This window comes from Endozoicomonas sp. ALB115, assembly GCF_049310245.1.
In the GTDB taxonomy this organism is placed as follows: domain Bacteria; phylum Pseudomonadota; class Gammaproteobacteria; order Pseudomonadales; family Endozoicomonadaceae; genus Endozoicomonas.
Genome location: NZ_JBLYZG010000007.1, coordinates 114,754 through 137,550, shown reverse-complemented (window position 1 = coordinate 137,550; position 22,797 = coordinate 114,754). Strand labels below are relative to the sequence as shown.

The 22,797-nt window shown below is 48.1% G+C and carries 17 protein-coding genes; 8 read left to right on the top strand and 9 right to left on the bottom strand.

From position 1 onward, the window contains the following. Positions 1-414 precede the first annotated feature (414 nt). Entirely contained in the window at positions 415-1,281 is an 867-nt protein-coding gene (locus ACO6VE_RS05235) for a cation diffusion facilitator family transporter (protein WP_422460088.1), read from the top strand. Between the two features lie 194 nt (positions 1,282-1,475). Here the strand turns inward: ACO6VE_RS05235 and ACO6VE_RS05230 are convergent, their stop codons facing one another. After that, on the bottom strand, positions 1,476-1,607 hold the full coding sequence (locus tag ACO6VE_RS05230) for a hypothetical protein (protein WP_422460086.1): 132 nt from the start codon (positions 1,605-1,607) through the stop codon (positions 1,476-1,478). A gap of 37 nt (positions 1,608-1,644) precedes the next feature. Here ACO6VE_RS05230 and ACO6VE_RS05225 point away from each other — a divergent pair, with 37 nt between their 5' ends. From ACO6VE_RS05225 to ACO6VE_RS05215, 3 genes are all read left to right on the top strand, one after another. Then, a complete protein-coding gene (locus ACO6VE_RS05225) occupies positions 1,645-2,814 on the top strand; it encodes a hypothetical protein (protein WP_422460084.1) in 1,170 nt (389 codons plus the stop codon). Between the two features lie 288 nt (positions 2,815-3,102). Next, positions 3,103-5,091: an ankyrin repeat domain-containing protein gene (locus ACO6VE_RS05220; protein WP_422460094.1), complete on the top strand. Its 1,989-nt coding sequence runs from the start codon at positions 3,103-3,105 to the stop codon at positions 5,089-5,091. 365 nt (positions 5,092-5,456) lie between these two features. Beyond that, positions 5,457-6,251: a hypothetical protein gene (locus ACO6VE_RS05215; RefSeq protein ID WP_422460083.1), complete on the top strand. Its 795-nt coding sequence runs from the start codon at positions 5,457-5,459 to the stop codon at positions 6,249-6,251. A 152-nt stretch (positions 6,252-6,403) separates the two neighbouring features. Here the strand turns inward: ACO6VE_RS05215 and ACO6VE_RS05210 are convergent, their stop codons facing one another. The 6 genes from ACO6VE_RS05210 to ACO6VE_RS05185 all read right to left on the bottom strand — a co-directional run bounded on the left by ACO6VE_RS05210 (position 6,404) and on the right by ACO6VE_RS05185 (position 14,606). Continuing rightward, a complete protein-coding gene (locus ACO6VE_RS05210) occupies positions 6,404-6,934 on the bottom strand; it encodes a hypothetical protein (RefSeq protein WP_422450419.1) in 531 nt (176 codons plus the stop codon). A gap of 155 nt (positions 6,935-7,089) precedes the next feature. Beyond that, positions 7,090-7,809: a hypothetical protein gene (locus tag ACO6VE_RS05205; protein WP_422460081.1), complete on the bottom strand. Its 720-nt coding sequence runs from the start codon at positions 7,807-7,809 to the stop codon at positions 7,090-7,092. Between the two features lie 463 nt (positions 7,810-8,272). Next, positions 8,273-9,466 (bottom strand): hypothetical protein, encoded by a 1,194-nt coding sequence (locus ACO6VE_RS05200; protein ID WP_422460079.1) that lies wholly within the window; start codon positions 9,464-9,466, stop codon positions 8,273-8,275. Between the two features lie 276 nt (positions 9,467-9,742). Then, entirely contained in the window at positions 9,743-11,296 is a 1,554-nt protein-coding gene (locus ACO6VE_RS05195; protein WP_422460077.1) for a SpoVR family protein, read from the bottom strand. After that, positions 11,283-12,572, bottom strand: a complete 1,290-nt coding sequence (locus tag ACO6VE_RS05190) for a YeaH/YhbH family protein (protein ID WP_422460075.1) — start codon at positions 12,570-12,572, stop codon at positions 11,283-11,285. Before ACO6VE_RS05190 ends, ACO6VE_RS05195 begins: the two co-directional genes overlap by 14 nt. Positions 12,573-12,683: 111 nt before the next feature. Next, complete coding sequence (locus ACO6VE_RS05185; RefSeq protein WP_422460073.1) at positions 12,684-14,606, bottom strand: PrkA family serine protein kinase; 1,923 nt, start codon at positions 14,604-14,606, stop codon at positions 12,684-12,686. Between the two features lie 468 nt (positions 14,607-15,074). On the opposite strand from ACO6VE_RS05185, the gene ACO6VE_RS05180 reads away from it, so the two are divergent. Further along, the gene (locus ACO6VE_RS05180) at positions 15,075-15,857 is read left to right on the top strand and encodes a sulfite exporter TauE/SafE family protein (protein ID WP_422460071.1); all 783 of its coding nucleotides are present in this window, start codon (positions 15,075-15,077) and stop codon (positions 15,855-15,857) included. Between the two features lie 263 nt (positions 15,858-16,120). On the opposite strand, the gene ACO6VE_RS05175 is transcribed toward ACO6VE_RS05180, so the two are convergent. Beyond that, positions 16,121-16,717, bottom strand: a complete 597-nt coding sequence (locus tag ACO6VE_RS05175; protein ID WP_422460069.1) for a DUF84 family protein — start codon at positions 16,715-16,717, stop codon at positions 16,121-16,123. Positions 16,718-16,981: 264 nt separating this feature from the next. Between ACO6VE_RS05175 and ACO6VE_RS05170 the strand changes: the two genes are divergently transcribed. From ACO6VE_RS05170 to ACO6VE_RS05160, 3 genes are all read left to right on the top strand, one after another. After that, complete coding sequence (locus ACO6VE_RS05170; protein ID WP_422460067.1) at positions 16,982-19,513, top strand: inositol phosphate phosphatase SopB; 2,532 nt, start codon at positions 16,982-16,984, stop codon at positions 19,511-19,513. 118 nt (positions 19,514-19,631) lie between these two features. Then, a complete protein-coding gene (gene lgt / locus ACO6VE_RS05165; RefSeq protein ID WP_422450428.1) occupies positions 19,632-20,537 on the top strand; it encodes a prolipoprotein diacylglyceryl transferase in 906 nt (301 codons plus the stop codon). Next, entirely contained in the window at positions 20,534-21,367 is an 834-nt protein-coding gene (locus ACO6VE_RS05160) for a thymidylate synthase (protein WP_422450429.1), read from the top strand. Before lgt ends, ACO6VE_RS05160 begins: the two co-directional genes overlap by 4 nt. Before the next feature lie 73 nt (positions 21,368-21,440). Here ACO6VE_RS05160 and ACO6VE_RS05155 read toward each other — a convergent pair whose 3' ends face one another. Continuing rightward, positions 21,441-22,565, bottom strand: a complete 1,125-nt coding sequence (locus tag ACO6VE_RS05155; protein WP_422450430.1) for a protein-tyrosine phosphatase family protein — start codon at positions 22,563-22,565, stop codon at positions 21,441-21,443. Between the last annotated feature and the right edge of the window lie 232 nt (positions 22,566-22,797).

Genomic DNA, 22,797 nt, shown 5'->3' with positions numbered 1-22,797 from the left:
ATATTACATTGAAGGAACTGCTGGGAAACTGCAACCCTTGTTGTTTTATTTTTTGGCATTTTTTTATGGTTATTCATAAAAAGTGTCGTCCTTGCCACTTTGTTCCCTTTACCTATGTTGAAATCCATCTCGATAAATGGAACTGAACCACAGATTTCCAGAAAAGGGAACTTACAATATAACATCATAAATTGTGCTTTTAATAGCCCTGTTCAGGCTTTATCTGCTGATATATCGGGCTTTTTCAGTTTTTTATTGGTGGGGTGTTGTGCATGGAGCAACGTCTGTGCTCGCACACGCTGGTCAATAAGGTACGACAGGTGACTTTTTATAGAGAGGAGGCTGTGGTTATTTTCAGCTGTATCAGCACAAAAGGCTACAATTAAAGCCTCTGGATATGGTGAGTAAACCTCCATGGACCAGCATAATGATTATGATTCCGTTGGTGATGGAAAGCTGATCCTTGCCCTGCTTATCAAGCTTTTCCTGAGTGGTGTTCAGGTCGTTGGGGGAAGCGTTGCCGGAAGCCTCTCCCTGATCGCAGACTCGCTGCATAACCTGGGTGATGCCGGTGCAATTCTGGTTGCTGTCATTGCCAGGCGAATAGGTTGCAAGTCAGCAGATAAACACATGACCTACGGATACAAAAGGGCAGATATTCTCGGGGCTTTAATAAACAGTGTATTTTTACTGGTGGTTGGGGGGTATCTGATCTGTGAGGCCACAGGTAAGTTTTTTTACCCCAGGGAAGTTGATGGCTGGATTGTGCTGTCGGTTGCCGGTGTTGCCCTTCTGGTTAACATCACCACATCGCTGCTGACTTTCAAGGCTGGAGCCAGAAGCGATATCAATATCAATGCGGTCTTTATTCACAGTGCTTCCGATGCGGTTGCTTCCCTGGTAGTCATCGTAGCGGGTGTGCTGATCATCAACTACCAGCTCTATATTTTTGATGTGATAGCCACCATCGGGATATCAGTCTACGTGATCTTTAATGGCGCAATTCTGTTGAGACGCTGCATTATTATTCTTATGCAGGGGGTTCCGGGCGGCATCGATATTGAACAGATCAGGGCGGCCCTGGAAAGCATTGAGGGGGTTAAAAGAGTAGGGCGCATGCACGTCTGGCAGCTGGATGATAAAAAGATCTTCTTTGAAGGCCGTATCCTTTTGAATGGCGCGGAGCCTGAAACGATTAAACGAAAAATCCGGGTGGCATTACGGCACCAGTTCTGTATTAATCATACGACTCTGGAAACAAAAAACAGCCGTCGTATCTAACATCAAAACCATGGCCTTTGGTGATAAATTGTCACGAAATAATTAAATGGTCTAATCCAATGTTTGAACTTTATCTTGTGGCAAAACTCTTAACTCTAATGTTGAACCATAGAGTCTAGGGGATAACTGGCTATGAATGTGCCATCAATTTCTGCCAAAAGCACAGCTGTGTTCCAGCCTCAATGCCATGGCGATCAAGAGAGAGAAAGCGCCAGCGCAGCCCCGGTAAAGTTTGATCGCTGGATGATCAGTTTAAGCGAGATTGACAGTTTCCTGCGGGGCAAGGACCATGAGGCGGTTGAGCGTATCGCAGAGCGTATGTGCACAAGGTCGGAGCACCAGCAAGGTACGAAATCCTTCAATTTGAGTAACCCGGAAAAAGATTCTGGTGCCTGCGCTCTACCGGTGGATGACAGCCAGGGATGCAGCCAGGAGCAAAAGGTCAAGAACGTTACTGGCTTGATCCTCAGGCTCCAGTCAGGAGTGCACCAGTTGCTTGATGAAGTCAACGGCCATTTTGCCGAAGAGCCATTCACCGGGACTAAAGAGGCATCCCATGCAGATGATGGCAATATTGTGGCAGAAGACGATGGCTCAATGGGCTTCAGTGGGCTCCCTGCCGGTCAGCCAGATTCGGCTTATCAGTCTGCTACACTGCCTTCATCGTCTTTTGCGACGGCTGATCCAGCGGCAACGCCGGTAGCTTCAACGACCTCTTATGATGCCCTTTCGCATGAGGCTGAAACAAAGTTAGCGTATTTGAGTGCTCACATGGAACGATTGATGGGGGATCAGTGGGGGGATGGTCAGATAACAGAGTGTCGAAATCAGATGCAGTGGATCAAGGGAGAGCTGAACAGTTTAGAAACGTTGGGGCTTAAACATTTATCTGGAAAATTCAGGGAGGTCAGGAAGCAATTTGAGGAGCTACAGGTAAAGGATTTTCATCACCGTTTGGATAAGCTGGAAGAGGTCGTCAACATAGGGAACAGCAAGGCTATACAGTCGATTGAACGCGAAAATATGGAAAAAGGAGTATTGGAAGCAATGGGGGCTCGGTTTGAGCAAGTTAAATTAGAGCTGGCAGAGCTTCGTTCTCAATTCAATGAATTGAAAGAAAAACTACAACCATACAAGGGTCATATCAGTGATAGTCAACAAACAGCTACAAACAGTGAAGTTAAGAATAAGATAGATCCTCTTGAAAAAGAGTTTGGTGATTACTGGAAAGAATATGTTCGCAAGTCTAAATATCTGGAGGAACAGTTTCTGCAATGCTCCCACTTAGACCTCCTTAGAGAGCAACACTTGGGTAAAATGATGGAGCTTAGGGATTTCTATCTTCAGTCATCAGAAGCAGCAAAAGTACTGATCATAAAATTCGTTGGTATACCAGCCTATGAAAAGGAGCATCTGATGCTTAACAGGCATATTGAACATATGCTTACGCAGATCGAAGTTCTGAACAAACAGATCTATCAACATGAGCAGGAAGAGAACCGGGAAAAACGATCTGGTTGTATGCAATCCTGAATTCAGCTCTTGATGAGGTTCCGGTGTGAGCATCAGTTTGTGGTACAAAAATTGCTAACGGGTTAACTGTGTGGGTAGAGTAAAATCCGGGCTGAAAATCCAGTTCGGTTCCATGCGTCCGATGTCTTATTTTATCGTAGTAAAAAAACCATCTCTGTAGGCGTCATTTGTCAAGAAAAAAGCTTCAGTCGAAAGGGTATGCAGCGCTATCTTTGTGGTAATAATCAGTACCCAGCGATAACTTTCATCCTTGAGTATTAATACAAATATGTAGACCAGTCAAAGCCTCTGAATGAAGCCCCGATACTGGCTGCCTGTCGCAACAACCAGATTGACTTGTTACAGGATTTTCTGGCGGCAGAACCTGCGTTGGCTTACCGGGCAGCACCATCAGATATAACGGACAAGGATCGGGTATACCTATACCCCCTCGGTGTCGCTGCCCAGGAAGGGCATGAGAAAGCCGTGGAGCCGATGCTGACTGCTCTGGATAGACTGCCTGAGGGAAAAAGGCCCGGTGGTGGTTCCATCATGGCCGTTATCAATACGGCTGACCGATCGGGGAGAACTCCGCTTCACCTGGCTGCCTTGGGAGGTCATATCAAGGTGGTGGAGCAGTTGCTGAAAGCTGTGGATAGACTGCCGGAAACCGAAAGGCCGGCAGCCGTTCAAAGGCTTCTGAGCGCCACTGACGATGGCGGGCAGACCCCGCTCCAGTTTGCCAGGCAACAAAACCACCAGGCAGTCGCGGTTTTGCTGCGGGATGCTCTGAAAAAACCGGCACAAACAGCAAGGCTTGATTCCATCATTACAGAGGCCTTTGAGCAACCGGGTTCAAGCAAGCTTCCGGCAGCTCAACCAGGTGCATCGAATAAGACTTCTGAGGTTTTGGCACAACCGGCATTGCCTGTTGATACGATGGAACCCGCAGCAGTATATACTGCACCACCGCTTTCTTGTCTGAGCCAGGCTGCGAAAGAGGGCAACATTGAGTGCGTTAAGGCGTTACTGCCCTTTGCTGGCGTTCTGGTCAATGAAAAGAATAATGATGGCTTTGCGCCCCTGCATTACGCAGCCAAAAGCGGCCATGAGGCGTGCCTGCGGCTGTTAATTACCAGCAAGAATATGAAAATCACACTTCTCCACGCTGCCCGGGAGGGGCAAACCAAGGTTCTGGAGGAGATACTAAAAAACCTGAATACACTGAAGGAACCCGCAAAGTCTGAGACCATCATGCTGGTGCTGAATGTGTCGGACCGGGACGGTAGAACTCTGCTCTGCCGGGCTGCACAAGCCGGGCACGAAGAAGTGGTAGCCTTGTTCCTGAATGCCCTGAATGGTCTATCGAAGGAGAAAAAGCCGGAGGCTACCAAGGCGGTGCTGAGTGCGGCAGACAGTTTCGGCAGAACACCGCTTTATATAGCTGCTCATCTTGGCCACTATAAGATCGTTACCCAGTTGTTGGCTGAGGACGTTGAAACCGCGTTTTCCTATACCTGTGTGGCCAGCAAAGGGCAGGAGCAGGTAGCAGATCTTCTGAAGGCTTTCCCCATCTTGAGTGCTGCCCGGAACGGGCAAACAACCATTGTCGCCCGGATGCTGAAAATTCTGGAGACCTGGCCTGAATCTGAACGTTGTCAGGCAGTCTCGATGGTAATGACTCTCTCCAAAAAAGACGGGGAAACAGCGCTACACGTCGCTGCTCAAAGTGGTCAACAGAAGGTTGTGGAGCAATTCCTGAGTACTGCGAATAACTACCAGGAATCAGAACAACAAATTGTTGCTTTCGAAGCAATGATAGGTGCGGTCGTCACATTCAAAAGGACGCAACTGACCGCAGCTGTTGATAACTTCCACTGGGTCATCGTGGATCAGCTGATTAAGGCCTTCCCGCTCTTGAGTGCTGTTCTGGGCGGGCATAACCAAAGCGTGAAGCAGTTAATGCAAGCGTTGACAGCGTTACCGAGAGAGCAAAGGGGGGCTGCCATTATGGCGACACTAAAGAAACCCCGGAAAGAAGATGGCGCAACACCGTTGTATATTGCAGCCAGAGAGGGAAATATCGAGATAATGAAGCTGTTGTTGGATGCCGTGACTACGCTCCTGGCTGATGGAAAGCGCAAAGAAGCCAGGGAAGTACTGTACTCTGCTTGCGAGGTTAAAGAAGAGGATGGAACCCTGATGGCGATAACCCCACTCAGAATCGCTGCCATAAACCGGCATGATAAGGCTGTGAATTTGCTATTGGAGAAGATACGGGAGTTATTTATTACATAATAAATGTCGTTTAAAGAGCGGCTGTCACCACCGTTTGTAAATAATTAAACCGTCTAACCCAATGTTTGAACTTTATCTTGTGGCAAAACTCTGAACTCTAATGTTGAACCATAGAGTCTAGGGCATAACTGGCTATGAATATGCCATCGATTTCTGCCCAAAGCACAACTGTGACCCAGCCTCAATTTCATGGCGATCAATAGGGAGAAAGCGCCAGCGCCGCCCCGGTAAAATTTGATCGCTGGGTGATCAGTTTAAGCGATATTGACAGTTTCCTGCGGGGCAAGGACCATGAGGCGGTTGAGAGTATCGCAGAGCGAATGTACACAAGGGCGGAGCACCAGCAAGGTACGAAATCCTTTGGCTTGAGTAACCTGGAAAAAGATTCTGGTGCCTGCGCTTTACCGGTGGATGACAGCCAGGGATGCAGCCAGGAGCAAAAGGTCAAGAACGTTACTGGCTTGATCCTCAGGCTCCAGTCAGGAGTGCACCAGTTGCTTGATGAAGTCAACGGCCATTTTGCCGAAGAGGCGTTCACCGGGACTAAAGAGGCATTCCAGGCAGGTGATGGCAATAATATTGTGCCAGAAGACGATAGCTGGCCAGGATTCAGTGGGCTCCCTGTCGGTCAACCCGATTCGGCTTATCAGTTTGCTACACTGCCGTCATCGTCTTTTGCGACGGCTGATCCAGCGGCAACGCCGGTAGCTTCACCGTCCTCTTATGATGCCCTTTCGCCTCAGACCGAAACAAAGTTAGCGTATTTGAGTGGTCACATGGAACAATTGTTGGGGGGGCAGTGGGGGGATGGTCAGATAACGGAGTGTCGAAATCAGAGTAACCAGTTGGGCGAAGTAAAAAAGTGTTTTGGGGTTTGCAATGATATTAAATCATTAACTAACGAAAACCCGGACAAAGCTGAAGCTTTGATGACTACTTCAGTCAGTGATAGTCAACAAACTGCTGCTACAACAAGATGGAGAGCTGGGAACTTCTCATGTTACACAGGCTGGAGAGCTGGGAACTTCTTATGTTACACAGGACTTTATGAGTCGAAGAGGTTCTTGAAAGGAAAGCCTTATTTAATGAGGACAGTGCAGCATTTACCACCTCCCGGTACAAAATATCCAGACAAGAACCGCATCGAGATGCAGATATGACTTTCATGTGACAAAATAATCATCTGTAGTGGATCGAGCTCGAGAAATCACCTGACAGGGATAAAGGGTATGAACGATTAGAGATTACAACGGGTTCCGTTATGCATTCCCACTGGGGGCGTGGGAACGAGGCATTTATCCATGTACTTAAGTCAAACTATTTGTGTACTGAATTCCAGCTTTTTATCGAATTGTTGCAGCTCGGAGATTTTTTGATCAATTGTTTCGCTTTTGTTATGGCTGGCGGATCCGGAGAGAGTAGAGAATGTGTTGTTTATCATCTCGAGATCTCCCATTATCAAGCATGCTCTGCCTCTCATCGATAATGCATTGAATTCTGACAAGTTCTGGTCGATGGGGGTGGAAAGCAGGTTATTAGCTGCTTGCATCACCTCCTCCAGATTGTTCAAGAGCTGATCAGTATCACTTGCAAGCCAGGGAAGCGCCAACGGATAGGCAACATTTTCCTTCTTGCCAGATTGCGTGTCCTGATTCCCAACAGGCAAAGCGACGGCTCTTTCCTGAAGGGAAGGGCCTGTGCTTTCTGACGGGCATTTAGAACATTCATTACCAATAGTACTGGGTTTAACCTCTTTGTCACCAGCCTGGCCGACTTGTTCATCCCTTGATGGTGGAACATATTCTGCAAGAGCGGTAGTACTGGTTTGCGGTAGGTTAATCATTCCTGCTTTCCTCTTTGACTGAGTTAAGGCTTGGGATGCTGTCGAGGTGAAGCTTTATGCTCTCCTGCTCTCTCAGACTTCATGGGGGCTGGTGGCAGTCAGAACAGCGTCAGGTTATATCTTTAACCGCGGACTGACCGATGTGATCGAAGATTTCATGGCCAATCAAAAATAACGTTCGTATTTTCTTGGTCATCCAATTCATACGCTGCTTTCAGCCTGGAAACGTATTGGTTCAGCTCGGAGATTTTTTGTTCGATTGTTTCGCTGTCGCTGGGGAAATTTGGGTGAAGATGATGGAGATGTCCCAGTGAAGTGAGTGCTATGCCAGTCATTAGGTGTGCATCACGCTTTGACCAGTTTTGGTCAGGGGGATAGGAAAGTACTTCAGTAGCGCTTTTCAGGACCTCATCCCGCAGGGTGGTAGTTGCAAGTGTACTATAGTAATGATTAATCATTTTTGCAGAACTGCTAGCCTCGGAATTATTTTCGCCTGATATTGAAAGTGAACTAGTGTCGGGTATTTGTATCTCATTTCTGGTTTTAAATGTACTGTCGTGCACTGGGTGCAAACAACCTGACTCAATCAGCTCGAGTAAGCTGAAATAAGTATCAGCTAATAAGGCGAATTCCATGATAGGAGAGTCAGCAATCGCCTTGAGCCGTGTGAAACGATCCCCAAAAAACATGGCAACGGTTCTTTTCTGAAGAGAATAACCTGCGATTTCTGGCTGGCATTCCGAATGTTCATTGTCAATATCACTGGGTTTAACCTCCCTGAGACCCGCAAAAGTCCGGGCGAGTGGCTCAGACTCTTTTGACGGCGGAACATCGGCGGCTGGAAGTAGAGTACTGGTTGGAGATATGTAATTCATTTCTGTTTCCTGTGAAGGCTGGAAAACTTATGCACTTCTGTCGTCAAACCGGTATGGCAGTAGTCAGAAAAGCATGAGGTTATATATTCAAAAAGCGAACTGAACAATGTGATCGAGGATTCCATGGGCGGTATACTCAAGATTCTTTGCAAGCTTTGAAACATATAAATTTGAGATTTAGTTACTTTCTGAATTTGGACTAATAAAACAGGAAATAGTTCAAATGACCCGTCTGAATGCTCAAGAATTGACAGAACTTTCAAAAGCCAGAAACATGACCTGTAGTATCAAAAAACTCTCGTATTTGTGAGGTTTCAAACTCAGTTCGTTCTGAGTGCTGAGCTTGACGAAGTTTCAAAAGCGTGAACTCCAAGTTTATGCATTGTGCCTGGCACCCTTCGACTCCGCTCAGGATGAACGGAGATCAAGGTGAAAGAAATCACAGTGGAATGGATTAAACATCTTATTGCTGCTTACATGCCTCTTCCATCATTGGTTGAAGATCTTCTACGGTGGTCATTTTCTTCCCATTGGGTACGAAGATAATTGCTTCGTCAAGAGAGCCGATAGATCGTCCCTGGTACTCAGGAATTTTGCAGGCATTAAAATACATTTGCAGGTGTTCGTGAAAAATTGCACTCCCTGTAGCATTGTTGGTGTGCGTTGGCCTTTCGCCGATAAACAGTACAGGCTTGGTTATGCCCCAGGCTTTGAGTATTTGATAATCATCGAGATGTTCTTGTGAAAAATATTCTTCAAGCCTTGGCAAATATGTCGGTAGGGGGGGCCAGCTGATTACCAGAAAATCGGATCTATGCTGATATTTCACCACTGTATCGAGTGAGTTTTCATTCCGGACAACTATCGGTGGTGAAGCAGCAGCCGGGTGTTGATAATTGCTGTGGTTGTCACTTACCACCATCCTGAAACCATACTTTTTCAGAAAGTAAGAGAGATACCCCTTACCCCCCATCACTTCGATACCTCTCTTGCAGTTCAATGATCGCAGTTTCTCTGCCACAGGATTCAACCAGACGGACGACGGGGTAAAGTACAATCCAAATTCATCTTCCAATCGGCTGCTACCTCTAGCCTCTGCCAACAATGTATCTCTGAACAAGGCAAATAACTTAGGGCTCTCTGCGTTATGCATCGCATTAAATCTTTTGAGTCCCTCTTCATGGCCTCTGGTATGATATTCATCGGGTAAGTCGAACCGTTTGAGCTGATTAAAATAGTGCTCGTTGTTGTCTTGATAACGCCCAAGCGTCAGAATAAATTTAAGGTCATCGTCACTAAACTCACTGATGATCTCTAACAGTGTTTTCTGATCGATTACTGGAAGCAGATTCCTGAAGCACCTGTTTTTAAAACTGGTGCAATCAGACTTTGTTATATTATCTACTTTCGTTATTTTAAAATCAGACGTCTGTTTCGGCATCGCAGCAGCAGCCAGGGCACCACTTTCCTGTTCCTGTATGGCTACTGTACTCTTTGCAGCGACTGGCTTTGGAAACGAGTTATCATCTCCCTGACTGGGTGATGGCTTACGTGAACCAGCTATCGCCCTTGACGGCATATTTGCTACTAAATTATCCATCTTTACACATCTGCCTGGAAGATTTGTAAAACAGGTAGAGATATCTCTTAAATTCATTAACTCTGACTTTCATTCACTGGTTTGGTTCCATTGGTTGGTGAAATTTTTTTGGAGGTGCTTGCAGTCATTTAGCGCATTTGAATGCTTACATTGAGCGATTGAAGGGAGATCAGCAGGCGGATGATCAACGCAGAACTGGCCAGCATAGAACCATTGGAATTAAGAATTCCGGTTTGTCCGGTGAATAAACCCACTATTCACCGAACAAAATGGAATTTTTATCCTTAAATTTCTGCCATCCTTGATACAGTGTCGCCCGGGCGGGCGTTATTCTCAGACAGCCTCTGAAGATTGCTTCTCTTTAGGCAGTCTATGTTCATATTGAACAATATTTTCTTCGTCCACACACTCCAGTTTTACATCAAAGCCCCACAGGCGGTGAAGGTGTTTGATGATTTCACTGGTGCTGTTCTTATCAAGGGGCCTCCCTTTGTGCATGTAATGACGAAGGGTCAGTGAACGGTCACCACGGACATCGACGTTGTAGACCTGGATATTGGGCTCCCGGTTCCCCAGGTTGTATTGTGCGGCCAGGTTTTCCCTCAGCTGACGATAGCCTGTGTCATCATGGATGGCATCCACCTCAAGGTAAGGGTTAATTTCATTGTCGTCGATGCTGAACAGCCGCATATCCCGCATGACCTTAGGCGACAGGTACTGAAGAATGAAGCCTTCATCCTTGAAGTTCTGCATGGCGAAGTGCACCGCATCCAGCCAGTCAGTGTCGGCCAGGTCCGGGAACCACTGTCGGTCTTCATCTGTCGGATTCTCACAGATCCGGCGTATATCCCGGAAGATATTGAAGCCCAGGGTGTAGGGGTTGATGCCACTGTATCTTGGGTCATCAAAATCCGGCTGGAATACGACACTGGAGTGAGAGTGCAGGAACTCCATGATAAAGCCTTCGGTAATCAGGCCTTCGTCGTACATCTCATGCATCAGGTGGTAGTGCCAGAACGTTGCCCAGCCCTCGTTCATGACCTGGGTCTGTCTTTGCGGGTAGAAGTATTGGGCAATCTTGCGCACAATGCGGATAATTTCCCGCTGCCAGGTTTCCAATAGCGGCGCATTCTTTTCAATGAAGTACAGCAGGTTCTCTTCCGGATCCTTGGGGAAGCGTACGGTTTTTTTCTGCTGTTCAGTCTCGCGGACAGGGATGGTTCGCCAGAGATCATTCAGGTTGCGCTGAATATACTCCTCCCGCTCCTGTGAGAGTGCCTTTTCCTGCTCCGCAGACATAGGTGTTGCCCGAACATAGCGATTAACGCCCTGATTCATCAGGGCGTGGCAGGCATCCAGAATGTCCTCGACGGCGCTGATGCCGTACTTTTCTTCACATTTGGCCAGATAGCTTTTGGCAAACAGCAGGTAGTCAATAATGGCACTGGCATCGGTCCACTGCCGGAACAGATAGTTACCCTTGAAGAAAGAGTTATGACCATAGCAGGCATGGGCAATCACCAGCGCCTGCATCGGCATGGTGTTTTCTTCCATGAGATAGGCGATGCAGGGGTTGGAGTTGATCACTATCTCATAGGCCAGCCCCATTCTTCCCTGCTGGTAGTTCTGCTGGTTGCTGAGGAATGTCTTGCCATAACTCCAGTGGTTATACATCAATGGCATACCAACAGAGGAATAGGCGTCGAGCATCTGTTCAGAGCTGATCACCTCTATCTGGTTGGGATAGGTATCCAGCCTGAACTTGTCGGCCAGCCGGGCAAACTCCCGGTCATAGGCCTCCAGCAACTCGAATGTCCAGTCGGAACCGGTGGAAAGCGGCTCTTTTCTTTTTTTCGGTGTTCTTACCGGTGCTTCAACTTCCAACATGACTTCCCTCCTTTTTCTCAAATAAGCGGCGGAAGGTTGGGTAAATGTCCGCATAGCTGCGGATCTGCTGCATGGCAAAATGTCCCGGATGTGCCTGCTCTATTGCCTTGTACTCATACCAGAGGTTCTGGTGATGGCGATCGGTGATCTCTACATAGGAGTAGTACTGACAAACCGGCAGCAACTTTTCCAGAATAATATCGTGACATTTACTGGAGTCGGCTTCCCAGTTATCGCCATCAGAGGCCTGGGCGATATAGATATTCCATTCGTTGGGGGAGTATCGGTCAGTGATGATTTCATCAGCCAGACGCAAGGCTGTGGATACCACCGTTCCCCCGGTTTCCCTGGCGTAGAAAAAGTCATGCTCATCACACTCACGGGCTTCGCTGTGGTGCCGGATAAAGACGACTTCTACCGCTTCATAGTTTCTCTCCAGGAACAGATAGAGCAGCAGGAAGAAGCGCTTGGCCATGTCCTTTATTTCCCGGGTCATGGAGCCGGAAACATCCATCAGGCAGAACATTACGGCCTTGCTGGAAGGCTGGGGTACTTTGGCCATGTTATTGAAACGCAGGTCAAAATCATCAATAAATGGCAGGCGCTTCAGTTTCTTGTTAAGTACATTGATCTCTTCACGGAGTCGGCGGGCTTGAAGCTGGTCAACTTCATCCGGGCTGACTTCCATTTCCCGCAGCTCTCGTTTCAGTGTTCTGATCACTTTCCGGTCTTTGCCAGAGAGTGCTATCCGCCGTGCATGGGCAGCGCGCAGTGATCGGACCACGTTGAGGCGGTCAGGGGAACCGGCCGTGGTAAAACCTGCCCGCTTTAATTTATAGTCTGTGCTGTCTTTCAGCTCTTTTCTGACCAGGTTTGGCAGTTCCAGATCATCAAACAGATACTCCAGAAATTCATCACGATTGATCTGGAAGGCAAAGTCATCAGCGCCTTCACCGCTGTCACTGGCCTTGCCATCGCCTGTGCCCTGGCCACCACCGCCCGGTGGTCGCTGAATACGATCGCTCTGGTTAAATTCTTTATTACCCGGATGCACATGGCCATGATGCCCCCCCTGACCATGATGGAAAAAGGGTTCACTCAGGTCTTTCTTTGGGATGGAAATATTGCTGCCGCTTTCAACGTCGGTGATTGAGCGTTGATCAACAGCACCCTGTACAGCCTCTTTGACCAGGCTGCGGTAACGCCTCAGAAAACGCTGTCGGTTGACAGTGCTCTTCTTTTTTCCGTTGAGGCGTCGGTCGATTATGATGCTCATAAAGACGCTCCCCCGATGGTTGCTAATGTTCGCTTAATAGAGAGTTGCCCTGGCTAATACAGGGCATAAGAGTTATGCCCGCCTGCCGGTGATGGCAGACGGACGTCGTTTTTATTGAGACTTGCGAACCCGGATATACCATTCGGATAACAGGCGAACCTGTTTCTCGGTATAGCCATGGGCAACCATTCGTGAAACAAAATCGGCATGCTTGCGCTGATCTTCCTGGGATCCCTTGGCATTAAATGAGATAACCGGCAGCAGGTCTTCCGTATTGGAGAACATTTTCTTCTCAATCACGGTGCGCATCTTCTCATAGCTCAGCCAGCTGGGGTTCTTGCCGTCATTATTAGCCCGGGCCCTGAGCACAAAGTTCACCACTTCGTTCCGGAAGTCCTTGGGATTGGCAATACCCGCAGGTTTCTCAATTTTCTCCAGCTCTTCGCTGAGTGCCGCACGGTCAAGAATATGGCCGGTATCCGGATCACGGTACTCCTGATCCTGAATCCAGAAATCAGCGTAGGTGATGTAGCGATCAAAGATATTCTGACCATACTCAGAGTAGGACTCCAGGTAAGCGGTCTGAATTTCCTTGCCCAGGAACTCGATATACTTGGGCGTCAGGTACTCTTTGATAAACGACAGATAGCGATCATGTATCTCTTCCGGGAACTGGTGCTGCTCAATCTGCTGTTCCAGAACATAAAGAAGGTGTACCGGGTTAGCAGCGACCTCTGAAGGATCAAAGTTGAAAACCTTGGACAGAATCTTGAAGGCAAACCGGGTTGAAAGACCGTTCATACCTTCATCAACCCCGGCCATGTCCTTGTATTCCTGCAAAGGCTTGGCATTGGGATCGGTATCTTTCAGGTTCTCACCGTCGTACACCTTCATTTTCGAGTAGATTGATGAGTTCTCCGGATCTTTGATACGGGACAGTGTGGTGAACTGTGCCAGCATCTTCAGGGTATCCGGTGCACAGGGGGCTTCCCTGAGGGAGCTGTTTTCAAGCAGCTTTTCATAGATATGAATCTCCTCACTGACTCTTACGCAGTAAGGCACCTTGACGATGTTAACCCGGTCAATAAAGGCTTCATTGGTTTTATTGTTGCGGAAAGACTGCCACTCAGACTCGTTAGAGTGCGCCAGCAGAATACCTTCATAAGGGATGGCACCAAGGCCTTCGGTGCTGTTGTAGTTACCTTCCTGGGTTGCGGTCAGCAATGGGTGCAACACCTTAATGGGTGCCTTGAACATCTCAACGAATTCCATGATGCCCTGGTTGGCACGGCACAGCGCGCCGGAAAAGCTGTAGGCATCGGGATCGTCCTGAGAGTACTCTTCCAGCTGACGAATATCGACTTTACCCACCAGGCTGGAAATATCCTGATTGTTCTCATCACCTGGCTCGGTTTTGGCGATACCAACCTGATTCAAACGACTTGGGTAGAGTTTAACCACCCTGAATTTGGAGATGTCACCACCATACTCATTCAGCCGTTTAACGGCCCAGGGTGACATGATGTACTTAAGATACCGGCTTGGTATCCCGTACTCTTCCTTGAGAATGTCGGCATCTTCATCCGGATTGAATAAGCCCAGGGGAGATTCAAAAACAGGAGAGCCTTTGATGGCATAGAACGGTACTCTCTCCATCAGGTGCTTTAATTTTTCCGCAAGGGATGACTTACCGCCCCCCACTGGCCCCAGTAAGTAGAGAATCTGTTTCTTCTCTTCCAGGCCCTGTGCGGCATGCTTGAAATAAGAGACGATCTGTTCAATGGCTTCTTCCATGCCATAGAACTCTTTGAACGCCGGGTACTGCTTAATCAGTTTATTGGAAAAGATCCTGCTTGAACGTGGATCCCGGGAAGTGTCAATCACCTCAGGCTCACCAATCGCTTTCAACATACGTTCAGCGGCGTTGGCATAAGCCCAGGGATCTTTTTTGCAGAGTTCCAGGTACTCTGTGAGACTCATCTCTTCCTGCTGGACGGACTCGTATCTCTGCTGGTATTGAGCAAATATGGACATCTGTTTCCCCCTCGCCTGATCGTTGTAAGTCTTTATAAGGCGTACTGCTTAGTTATGATTTTCAGAAGTCTTTCTATCCTTTTGAACGACACATTATCAATAATGAAAAAAGTGTGCGTACATTAACGTTATAGAACTAATGGATAAGAATGTCTATACCTTTTACGTTTTGATTTTTCAGGAATTATTTGTAAAAGAAAAGAGTGGGGTGGGGATAAAATAGCCAACTGTTTAATAGGCATCCAGCCATTCTAGATTAGTTTTTCGATTATTTGAATATACTCTGTCGTATAAATATTGGTCGTAAGAGTTGGTTGATTTTCATAAAAATCTCAAAAAAGATATTTTATTTAATTTGCTCATCATCATTGAAATATCCAGGTTAATAGGTATTCCCTGAAAATAGACTCACCTGATAATAGTTTATCGTCGTATAATTGTTAATCTGTTTTTTTATAAGGGATAACAATGCTCTTTCTACTCTACCTTGTCCTGGGGGCTTGTGCCGGAGTAATGGCCGGTTTATTTGGTATTGGTGGCGGGCTGATTATTGTTCCTGTACTGATCTTCAGCTTCACCGTCCAGGGTATGTCCCCTGAGGTTTTGACCCATTTGGCGGTAGGCACATCTCTGGCTACCATGGTGGTCACATCGGTAAGCTCCATTAAAGCGCACCAGGATGCCGGAGCTGTTCGATGGCGGATATTTGCCACGTTAAGTGTCGGTATTCTTGCCGGTGCTTTTCTCGGGGTGTATACCGCCGTGAATCTGAGTGGGCATCTGTTGCAGAAGCTTCTTGGTGTATTTGCGATCCTGGTGTCAGCAAAAATGTGGTTCGGGTTTAAGGTTTATGAAGGTGGCAGAGCGCCGGGGAAATCAATGCTGGTGAGTGCCGGTGTTGTCATTGGGACTGTCTCCAGTATGTTTGGTATTGGTGGTGGGACTCTGTCTGTGCCGTTTTTGCGCAGAATCAGCCTGACAATGCAGCAGGCAGTGGGTACTTCGGCGGCCTGTGGCTTCCCTATTGCCGTGATGGGAGCCTTATCCAACATGGCTCTGGGTGAAAAGAGTTCAGGCCTGCCTGCTCTGTCTACCGGGTATGTTTATTGGCCTGCTTTCCTGGGGATTGTCTTGACCAGTGTTCTATTTGCGCGAATTGGTGCCCGTATTGCTCATGGACTTGCCGCAAACAAGCTACAGAAATTGTTTGCCCTGTTTCTGTTTATTGTTGGAATACAGTTTTTGGCTTAACACCGGCTGATCCGTTCATTATCCAGTTGTAAGTAGCTAACCATATGAAATCATATATTTCTGACTCCTTGTGCCGGCACTCCCGGCAACTGCTCCTGCGTTGCTCTAGCTCCTGCATCCATGCAGTCGTGCTTCGTTACAACTCCGGTCACATAGCTACGGCTATGCTCCCTCCGTTGTGCCTCGCATAGTACCAGCCCAAGTAGCCAGAAATATTCGATTCCATATGGCCAGCTACTTAATACTGATTCTGGCGTAGCATTTCACACTTGATTTATCCGTTTTTCCCGCTCTAAGGTGCTCACCATTTCAACCAGTGTTTCTGCCAGATATTCCTGACGGGATTTAAAGGGTGGCAAGCTTGAGTGGGGGTCATCATGCTGAACCGTACTGTCTATTTCGGCCATAACCTGGCCTACCGTTGTATTTTCAAATCCCCTTTGTCTGGCGATAGTCACACACTCAGCAGGCAATAGTACCGGTGATGTTTCCTTGATGTATTGCATGCCCCCGGATGTCTCGATAATAACGACGGCTTTATCTAACCATACTTTCTGACCGTTGACCTGCTCATGGAAAATACCATTTTCAATGGCCACCAACAAAAAATCAGCGTCACGATCAGCTGCCTGGTACTTTGCTTTCGCGTCTTTTATTCTGTTGCCAGCTCCCGTAAGGGTTTCGTTTTCAACGGGCTGGCTATTTATTCCGGAGCGTGCTTTGGTTGCAATCAGATTAACCTGGTAGCGAGCAAAAGCTTTCTCTACGGCACTAATTTTCATTTTTGACTCAGAGCCCACAACAATATCAATTGCAGGAATATCAATTGCAGGTTTGCTGCCAGGGACGGAAAGATTCATAGCAATGGCTCTGCTTTTTTTAGAAGATGCTGAGCAATTATAGTGAGCTTTTCGGATTGTGCTTCTGCTAATTTTCAATTTGTGACTGAGCGAAAACTCCAAACATGTGAAAACTTAATTGCTGTTTTTTGAGGTCAGCGGATCAGGCCCACAAAGCTGATAGGAAACAAGTTTAGCGGGTGTTAAAAATGGCGATATATCAGACATTCAGTATTGAGATTGAATTTTTGAACTTTGCGGTTTTTAGCTAAAAAGGATTTACCCATGGCTCCTCCCATTGAACCCAACAAGCCTGGCTCCAATAGCTTTACCCACGATTTTCCGACACCAGAAAGTAAACCAGCCAAAAAAAAATTCCATAAAGATGTAGCACCTGTCAGGCTGAAAGATCCCGGCATACAGGCAGATGATGGGCAGCAGGGGGCAAAAGCGATCACAAGCTTTGAAACAATAAAGCCAGTTAATGCAAGTCCACTTGTGGATGAAAAAAACAGCCCTGTGCCAGAGCAGGAATTGGAAGAGCTGCTCTCAACGGATGGAGAGCTTGCGAAAATTCATCGGGAAAATTCAGAAAATTACTATATCAGTGAGTCTGATAGAGCGCTGAAATCGTTAATGGAGTCCATAAATAATGGTGATCTGACCAATGATCTCTCCGACAAAAAAGCTTTTAATAGCTATAAAAATTTAGTCACACAACTGAATTTGCCAAAAGATCTGACAATCACCCTGACAATGCCATCAGGTGACATATTCTGTTTAATTCCTGTCAACAGCCGACTAAAGATTATAGATAACCTGCAACCACTGATTAGCACAGCGATCCAGCTTACTGAAGACATAAAAGATTCAAGAACCAGCCAGCAGAGAGCGCTACCCCCACCCTCCAGAAAAAAAGAAATTCTGGAAAACATCAATCAGCTACTTCCCAGGGTCAATAACCCTGAACCGTTTATATCGAGACTTAACGAAATAAAAAAAACACCAGTATGCATCACGACCGATAGCTGCAAACCATCTCCTGCTGATGTGCAAAGCCGATCCACACAGCTTGCCATCACAACCATAAATACCCCGGAACAAATAGAAAAGCTGGCTGACCAGTTAACGGCGCACCGGGAAAAAGTGCAATCGTTCATCCACTGGACGCAACGCTTATTGTTGGAAAATGGTCCGGATATGAGGTGGATAGCGCCACACTGGCCCGACATTGAGGGCGGCCCACTGGAACAGGCAAGGCAGCTGGTTGGCAGTGGCAGCGAACATCTCAGTGCAAGACTGATAGCAATGACTGGCGCTATTGAAGATGATATAGCGGGCTTGAAAAGATATATACGGGATGCCGCCAAATACGATTTCAGAGGTGGCGAGCAATATCTTGGACAGGTGGATATCTATGCCGAAGTGGTCAGGCGGTTATCCAATACTCAGTCTGGAAAGAAAAAGGCTGACGGGGAAATCGCTGCAATTATCGATAGTAAAAGGGCAATCGCACAGACCAGTACCGGCAAGACGGTCCAGTGCGTTCCTGACGCCATTCAGGAACTCACCGGACTGCACAAGCAGCTAAAGAAACGATTTAATGCCGATCTATTTGAACAGGAACTTATGAAGGTTCTGGCAGAGGATAGCAAGTCGTTCAGCAGCCGACTTCATATTTATCAGCATGATCAATGGCACCAGGTCACTCTTGAATACACTCCGGCAGCGTCCATGCGTCTCCATGATGACACTGCTGATGCTGGAAACAGAGACCCTTTTGCAAATGGCTATCATGACAAATTGGCTCTTTCAATGGAGCGGAACTCGCCTCATGCAATAAATATGCTGGCCTACACCATGCAAGTTGATGGTCAGGAGACGGCCAGGCATATTCGGGTCGGCTGCCCTTATGCCTACAAGGAAAAAGGAGAGAATGTAGATCGCATAACCGACCAGCGCCTCAATGAAATCTTTACCGCCCTTCTGCTTCACAACCATAAACCGGCGTTACAAAATGCCATGAAAAACCCCGATCACCAACCCATTCAGCTGGATTGCCTGTACCTGAATTTGCTGAGCCCGGATCATATCCGAGATAGCCGTATTGCCAGAGCCGCAGGCCTGGAAAATGAGAAAGAATGGACTGAAAAGCTGCACGAAAAGTTAATGGAAATGTCCAATAAGGAGCGCACGCTAACCATTCATTACGCTGATGGCAGGTCCGCTGCCGTGAAAATCAGGCCACGGCCTGTCATGCTGGTTGCACCCTGCAATAAACTGGCCCTGGCAGACCGGCATAAATCATTGTCTGGCAAAATCCTGATGGCTAATGCCAATACCTGGAAAACGGTGATGGAGGTCAATGGCGCTGCACTGCAACAATTAGTCGGTTCAAACCATCAGTACGGCGGCTTACTGGGAGAAAAGCTGCCAGCACTATCCGCCAGCAACCAGTACAGGGCAAAGGAGCTGGCTGATGATTTATGGGCGCTGTACAACACACCTGGCGGCCTGCAACAGGTTGCCGAACAAGCAGGTCCCTTTTATTTCTCCGGAAAATTAAGAGAGCTATCCACCATTATGGGAATGGACCTTTTCACCGGTTGTAAAAGCAATAAAGATCGAACCGGGCTCTCTGAGGCAGTTCAACAGTCGATGTCAACCTGCGGTACTCCCGGTCTTACGGAGCAGTTTATGGTCTACGGTGGTCATATAATGATTCAGATGAAAAATACCGGCCTGCCCGGCTATAAACTGGATGGCACCCAGGCCAAACAGCTGGACGACAGTATATTTTCAAAGCTAATCCGTTAAGACAGGTTTATGGGCGAAGACATCAACGACTTTTCTTTTATTTCAACTGTTTCCGGCTGGCTCAGAAGCCAGTTACCTTGGTACACTTGAACTGTATTTTACTGATCGGAAATGGTTTGTGATTGCGTATCCTGAGATAGATCCCGTGGCGTTCAGCCTTGGCCCCCTGAGTGTGCACTGGTATGGCCTGATGTACCTTGCAGGCTTCGCCCTGGCACTCTGGCTGGGTGGTATTCGTGCCCGGAGATCCGGTGGCCTGTGGCGTCCGGAACAGGTCAGTGACCTGGTTTTCTATGGGGCTGTCGGAGTTATCCTGGGTGGACGATTCGGGTATGTCATCTTCTATCACTTTGACTATTTTGTCAGAGACCCGCTCTGGCTGTTCAAAGTGTGGGATGGCGGCATGTCCTTTCACGGTGGCCTGCTTGGGGTGCTTGTGGCCATGTGGCTCTATGGCCGTTCTCAGGGTAAAGGCTTTTTTCAGGTGACGGACTTTATTGCCCCACTGGTACCTTTGGGGCTGGGCCTTGGTCGAATAGGAAACTTTATTGGTGGCGAGCTTTGGGGCAGAGCCTCCGATGTGCCCTGGGCCATGGTGTTTCCTACCGATCCCGGTCAAATGGCAAGACACCCTTCCCAGCTTTATCAGTTCTTCCTGGAAGGGCTCGTGCTGTTTGGCATACTGTGGTGGTTTTCAGCAAAGCCCAGGCCAAGAATGGCCATTTCCGGACTGTTTCTGCTGATCTATGGGCTGGCAAGGTTTGCCGTTGAGTTTGTCCGGGAGCCGGATGCCCAGCTTGGTTTTATCGCCTTCGACTGGCTGACCATGGGGCAGCTGTTGTCTTTGCCGATGGTCGTTATGGGTATAGTGTTTATGGTCTGGGGTTATCGTCACCATTCACTGGTGAATGGTATGAATAGTGATGACGCCGCCTGGCAGGCAAAGACCAGGGCTAATAACAGCCCAAAGCACAGAAACTGCCCAGAGCCTAAGCAACGAAATAGTGGATCGAAAAAACGATGAAAGAATATCTGGACCTCCTGCGCCATGTAAAAGACCATGGCACGTTCAAAGCGGATCGTACCGGCACGGGTACCTACAGTGTGTTTGGCTATCAGATGCGGTTTGATCTTTCCCGGGGCTTGCCACTGGTGACCACCAAAAAGTGTCATCTGAATTCAATCATTCATGAATTATTGTGGTTCCTCAAAGGGGATACCAATATCGGCTACCTGCAGGAAAACGGTGTCCGGATCTGGAATGAGTGGGCAACCGACGACGGTGATCTCGGCCCGGTTTATGGCAAACAGTGGCGCAGCTGGGAGGGGGCCAATGGTGAAGTGGTCGACCAGATTCAGTGGCTATTGAATGAAATCAAAACCAACCCGGATTCAAGACGGATGGTGATCAGCGCCTGGAATCCATCGGTACTTCCGGATGTCGCCTACTCGCCAAAAGACAATGCCGCTATGGGGCGTCAGGCGCTACCACCGTGCCACTGCCTCTTTCAGTTTTATGTTTTGGATGGCAAGTTGTCCTGCCAGTTGTATCAACGCAGCGCTGACATCTTTCTGGGAGTGCCTTTTAATATTGCTTCCTATGCGCTGTTGACGATGATGATTGCCCAGGTCTGTGACCTGGAACCCGGTGATTTTGTTCATACCTTTGGTGATGCTCACCTGTACGCGAATCATCTTGAACAGGCAGAAGAGCAGTTAAGCCGCACACCTTACCAGCGACCCCGGATGAAGCTAAACCCGGCCATTCGTGATCTGTTTGAGTTTTCCATTGATGACTTTGAGCTGGTGAATTATCAAGCCCATCCCCATATCAAAGCGGCTGTGTCCGTTTAACCGACAGGCTCCTGGCCTCTTGGTGGTTTATCCGTGGGGCAACCTGCGGGTTAACTCTTCAGGTGTGAACCTTTCAGGGGCCAGGATTGCATACCCCTGCCTCAAACATAGCCTGCAGTATGGCGTTTCGGTTCTCTTGCAATGTGACCAGGTTCTGGTACTGGAGGGAGTTTTGCACAAACTTCAATGATCTGCGCTGTCTGGCGGCAAGAATCTTACTGTCTATATCCAGTGGGCCCCCTTGTGGATTTTGCCCATAGTGGCGAATGATATCGCTGGCGACAATAAATGTACCGGTCCGGCCTACCCCCGCGTTACAGTTAACCACCATCGGATTATTTGCCCGTTCCAGCACTGCGGGGTGTTTTCTCAAGGTTTCGGCAATCATCGTGATGGCTGCCAGCCTCACCGGATTGCTGGCTGTTCCATCAACCCACCCCATTTCATTGATGCGAAAGTGCGGTTTGCCATTAATTTCCAGTTGGTCAATCCTCAGCTTCATATCTGGCAGATCCATTGAACCGACCAGGCTTACTGATACAGAAGGCAATGTCTCCGTTCCTGTTGTGGTGGTGATTTCCAGTGCAGGAATGGTTTTCGGCTGATCAATGTCGGTTGGTCCAATGCGGGTGTTATCAGGGCGCTTGAGCTCATTTTCAGTGACCAGGGCAACGGAGATGGCCGTATCGTTCACTGCCAGCAGCTGCAGGAAACGGTCATGGGTTCTGTTGACGGACCCCTGTGCCGCAATGAATCGACCGTAATGCATGTCGATGTAGTTGGCATGGTATGCCTGACCAGGCATGGCGCAGTATGCCTCGTGACAGCTTATATTGCTGTGCTTGGAGAGGGCATAATTTCTAAAGTTAGCGGCACTGGCCCTGGGACAGGCCCCACCATTGAGATTTTGCTCAAAGGGAACATCGCTGGATCTTTTGCGCAGCTCCAGGAAACGTTTGGAGACCTCTGCGGAGCAGAACCGGGAGAAATTGGGAAACGTCTGCGCGACCGATCCAAGGGCCTTCAGGATGCCCTGCAGAGTTTCGGCAATGGCAGGCAGTTCTGTGCTGTTCCCGGTGATGACTGTCCGGATGGGCTGGGTATCGGACTGGCGGTCATTACTGGCTGCAAGGCCCTGCGAACCGGGCAGAAGTGATTCAGCCTGAGCCAGTGAGCCTGCTGTTGGTGAAAGTTGCACAATGCTACTTTGAGTTAATGACGATGGGGGAAGGATTTGACAAAGTGCAGTTGCCAGGCAAATAAGCCCGGCAGTGGCAAAAACCGCGGAAGGTATAAAAGTACCGGACGCGATCGCAGCAGCGATAAAACCCGCGCCGACAAACGCAATGGTACAGGTACGGACTTTTCGCCAGGGCACTCGGGCGATTATTCCGGTGTTATTCCCGGGCTGCGCAACTGGATTGTGGCGA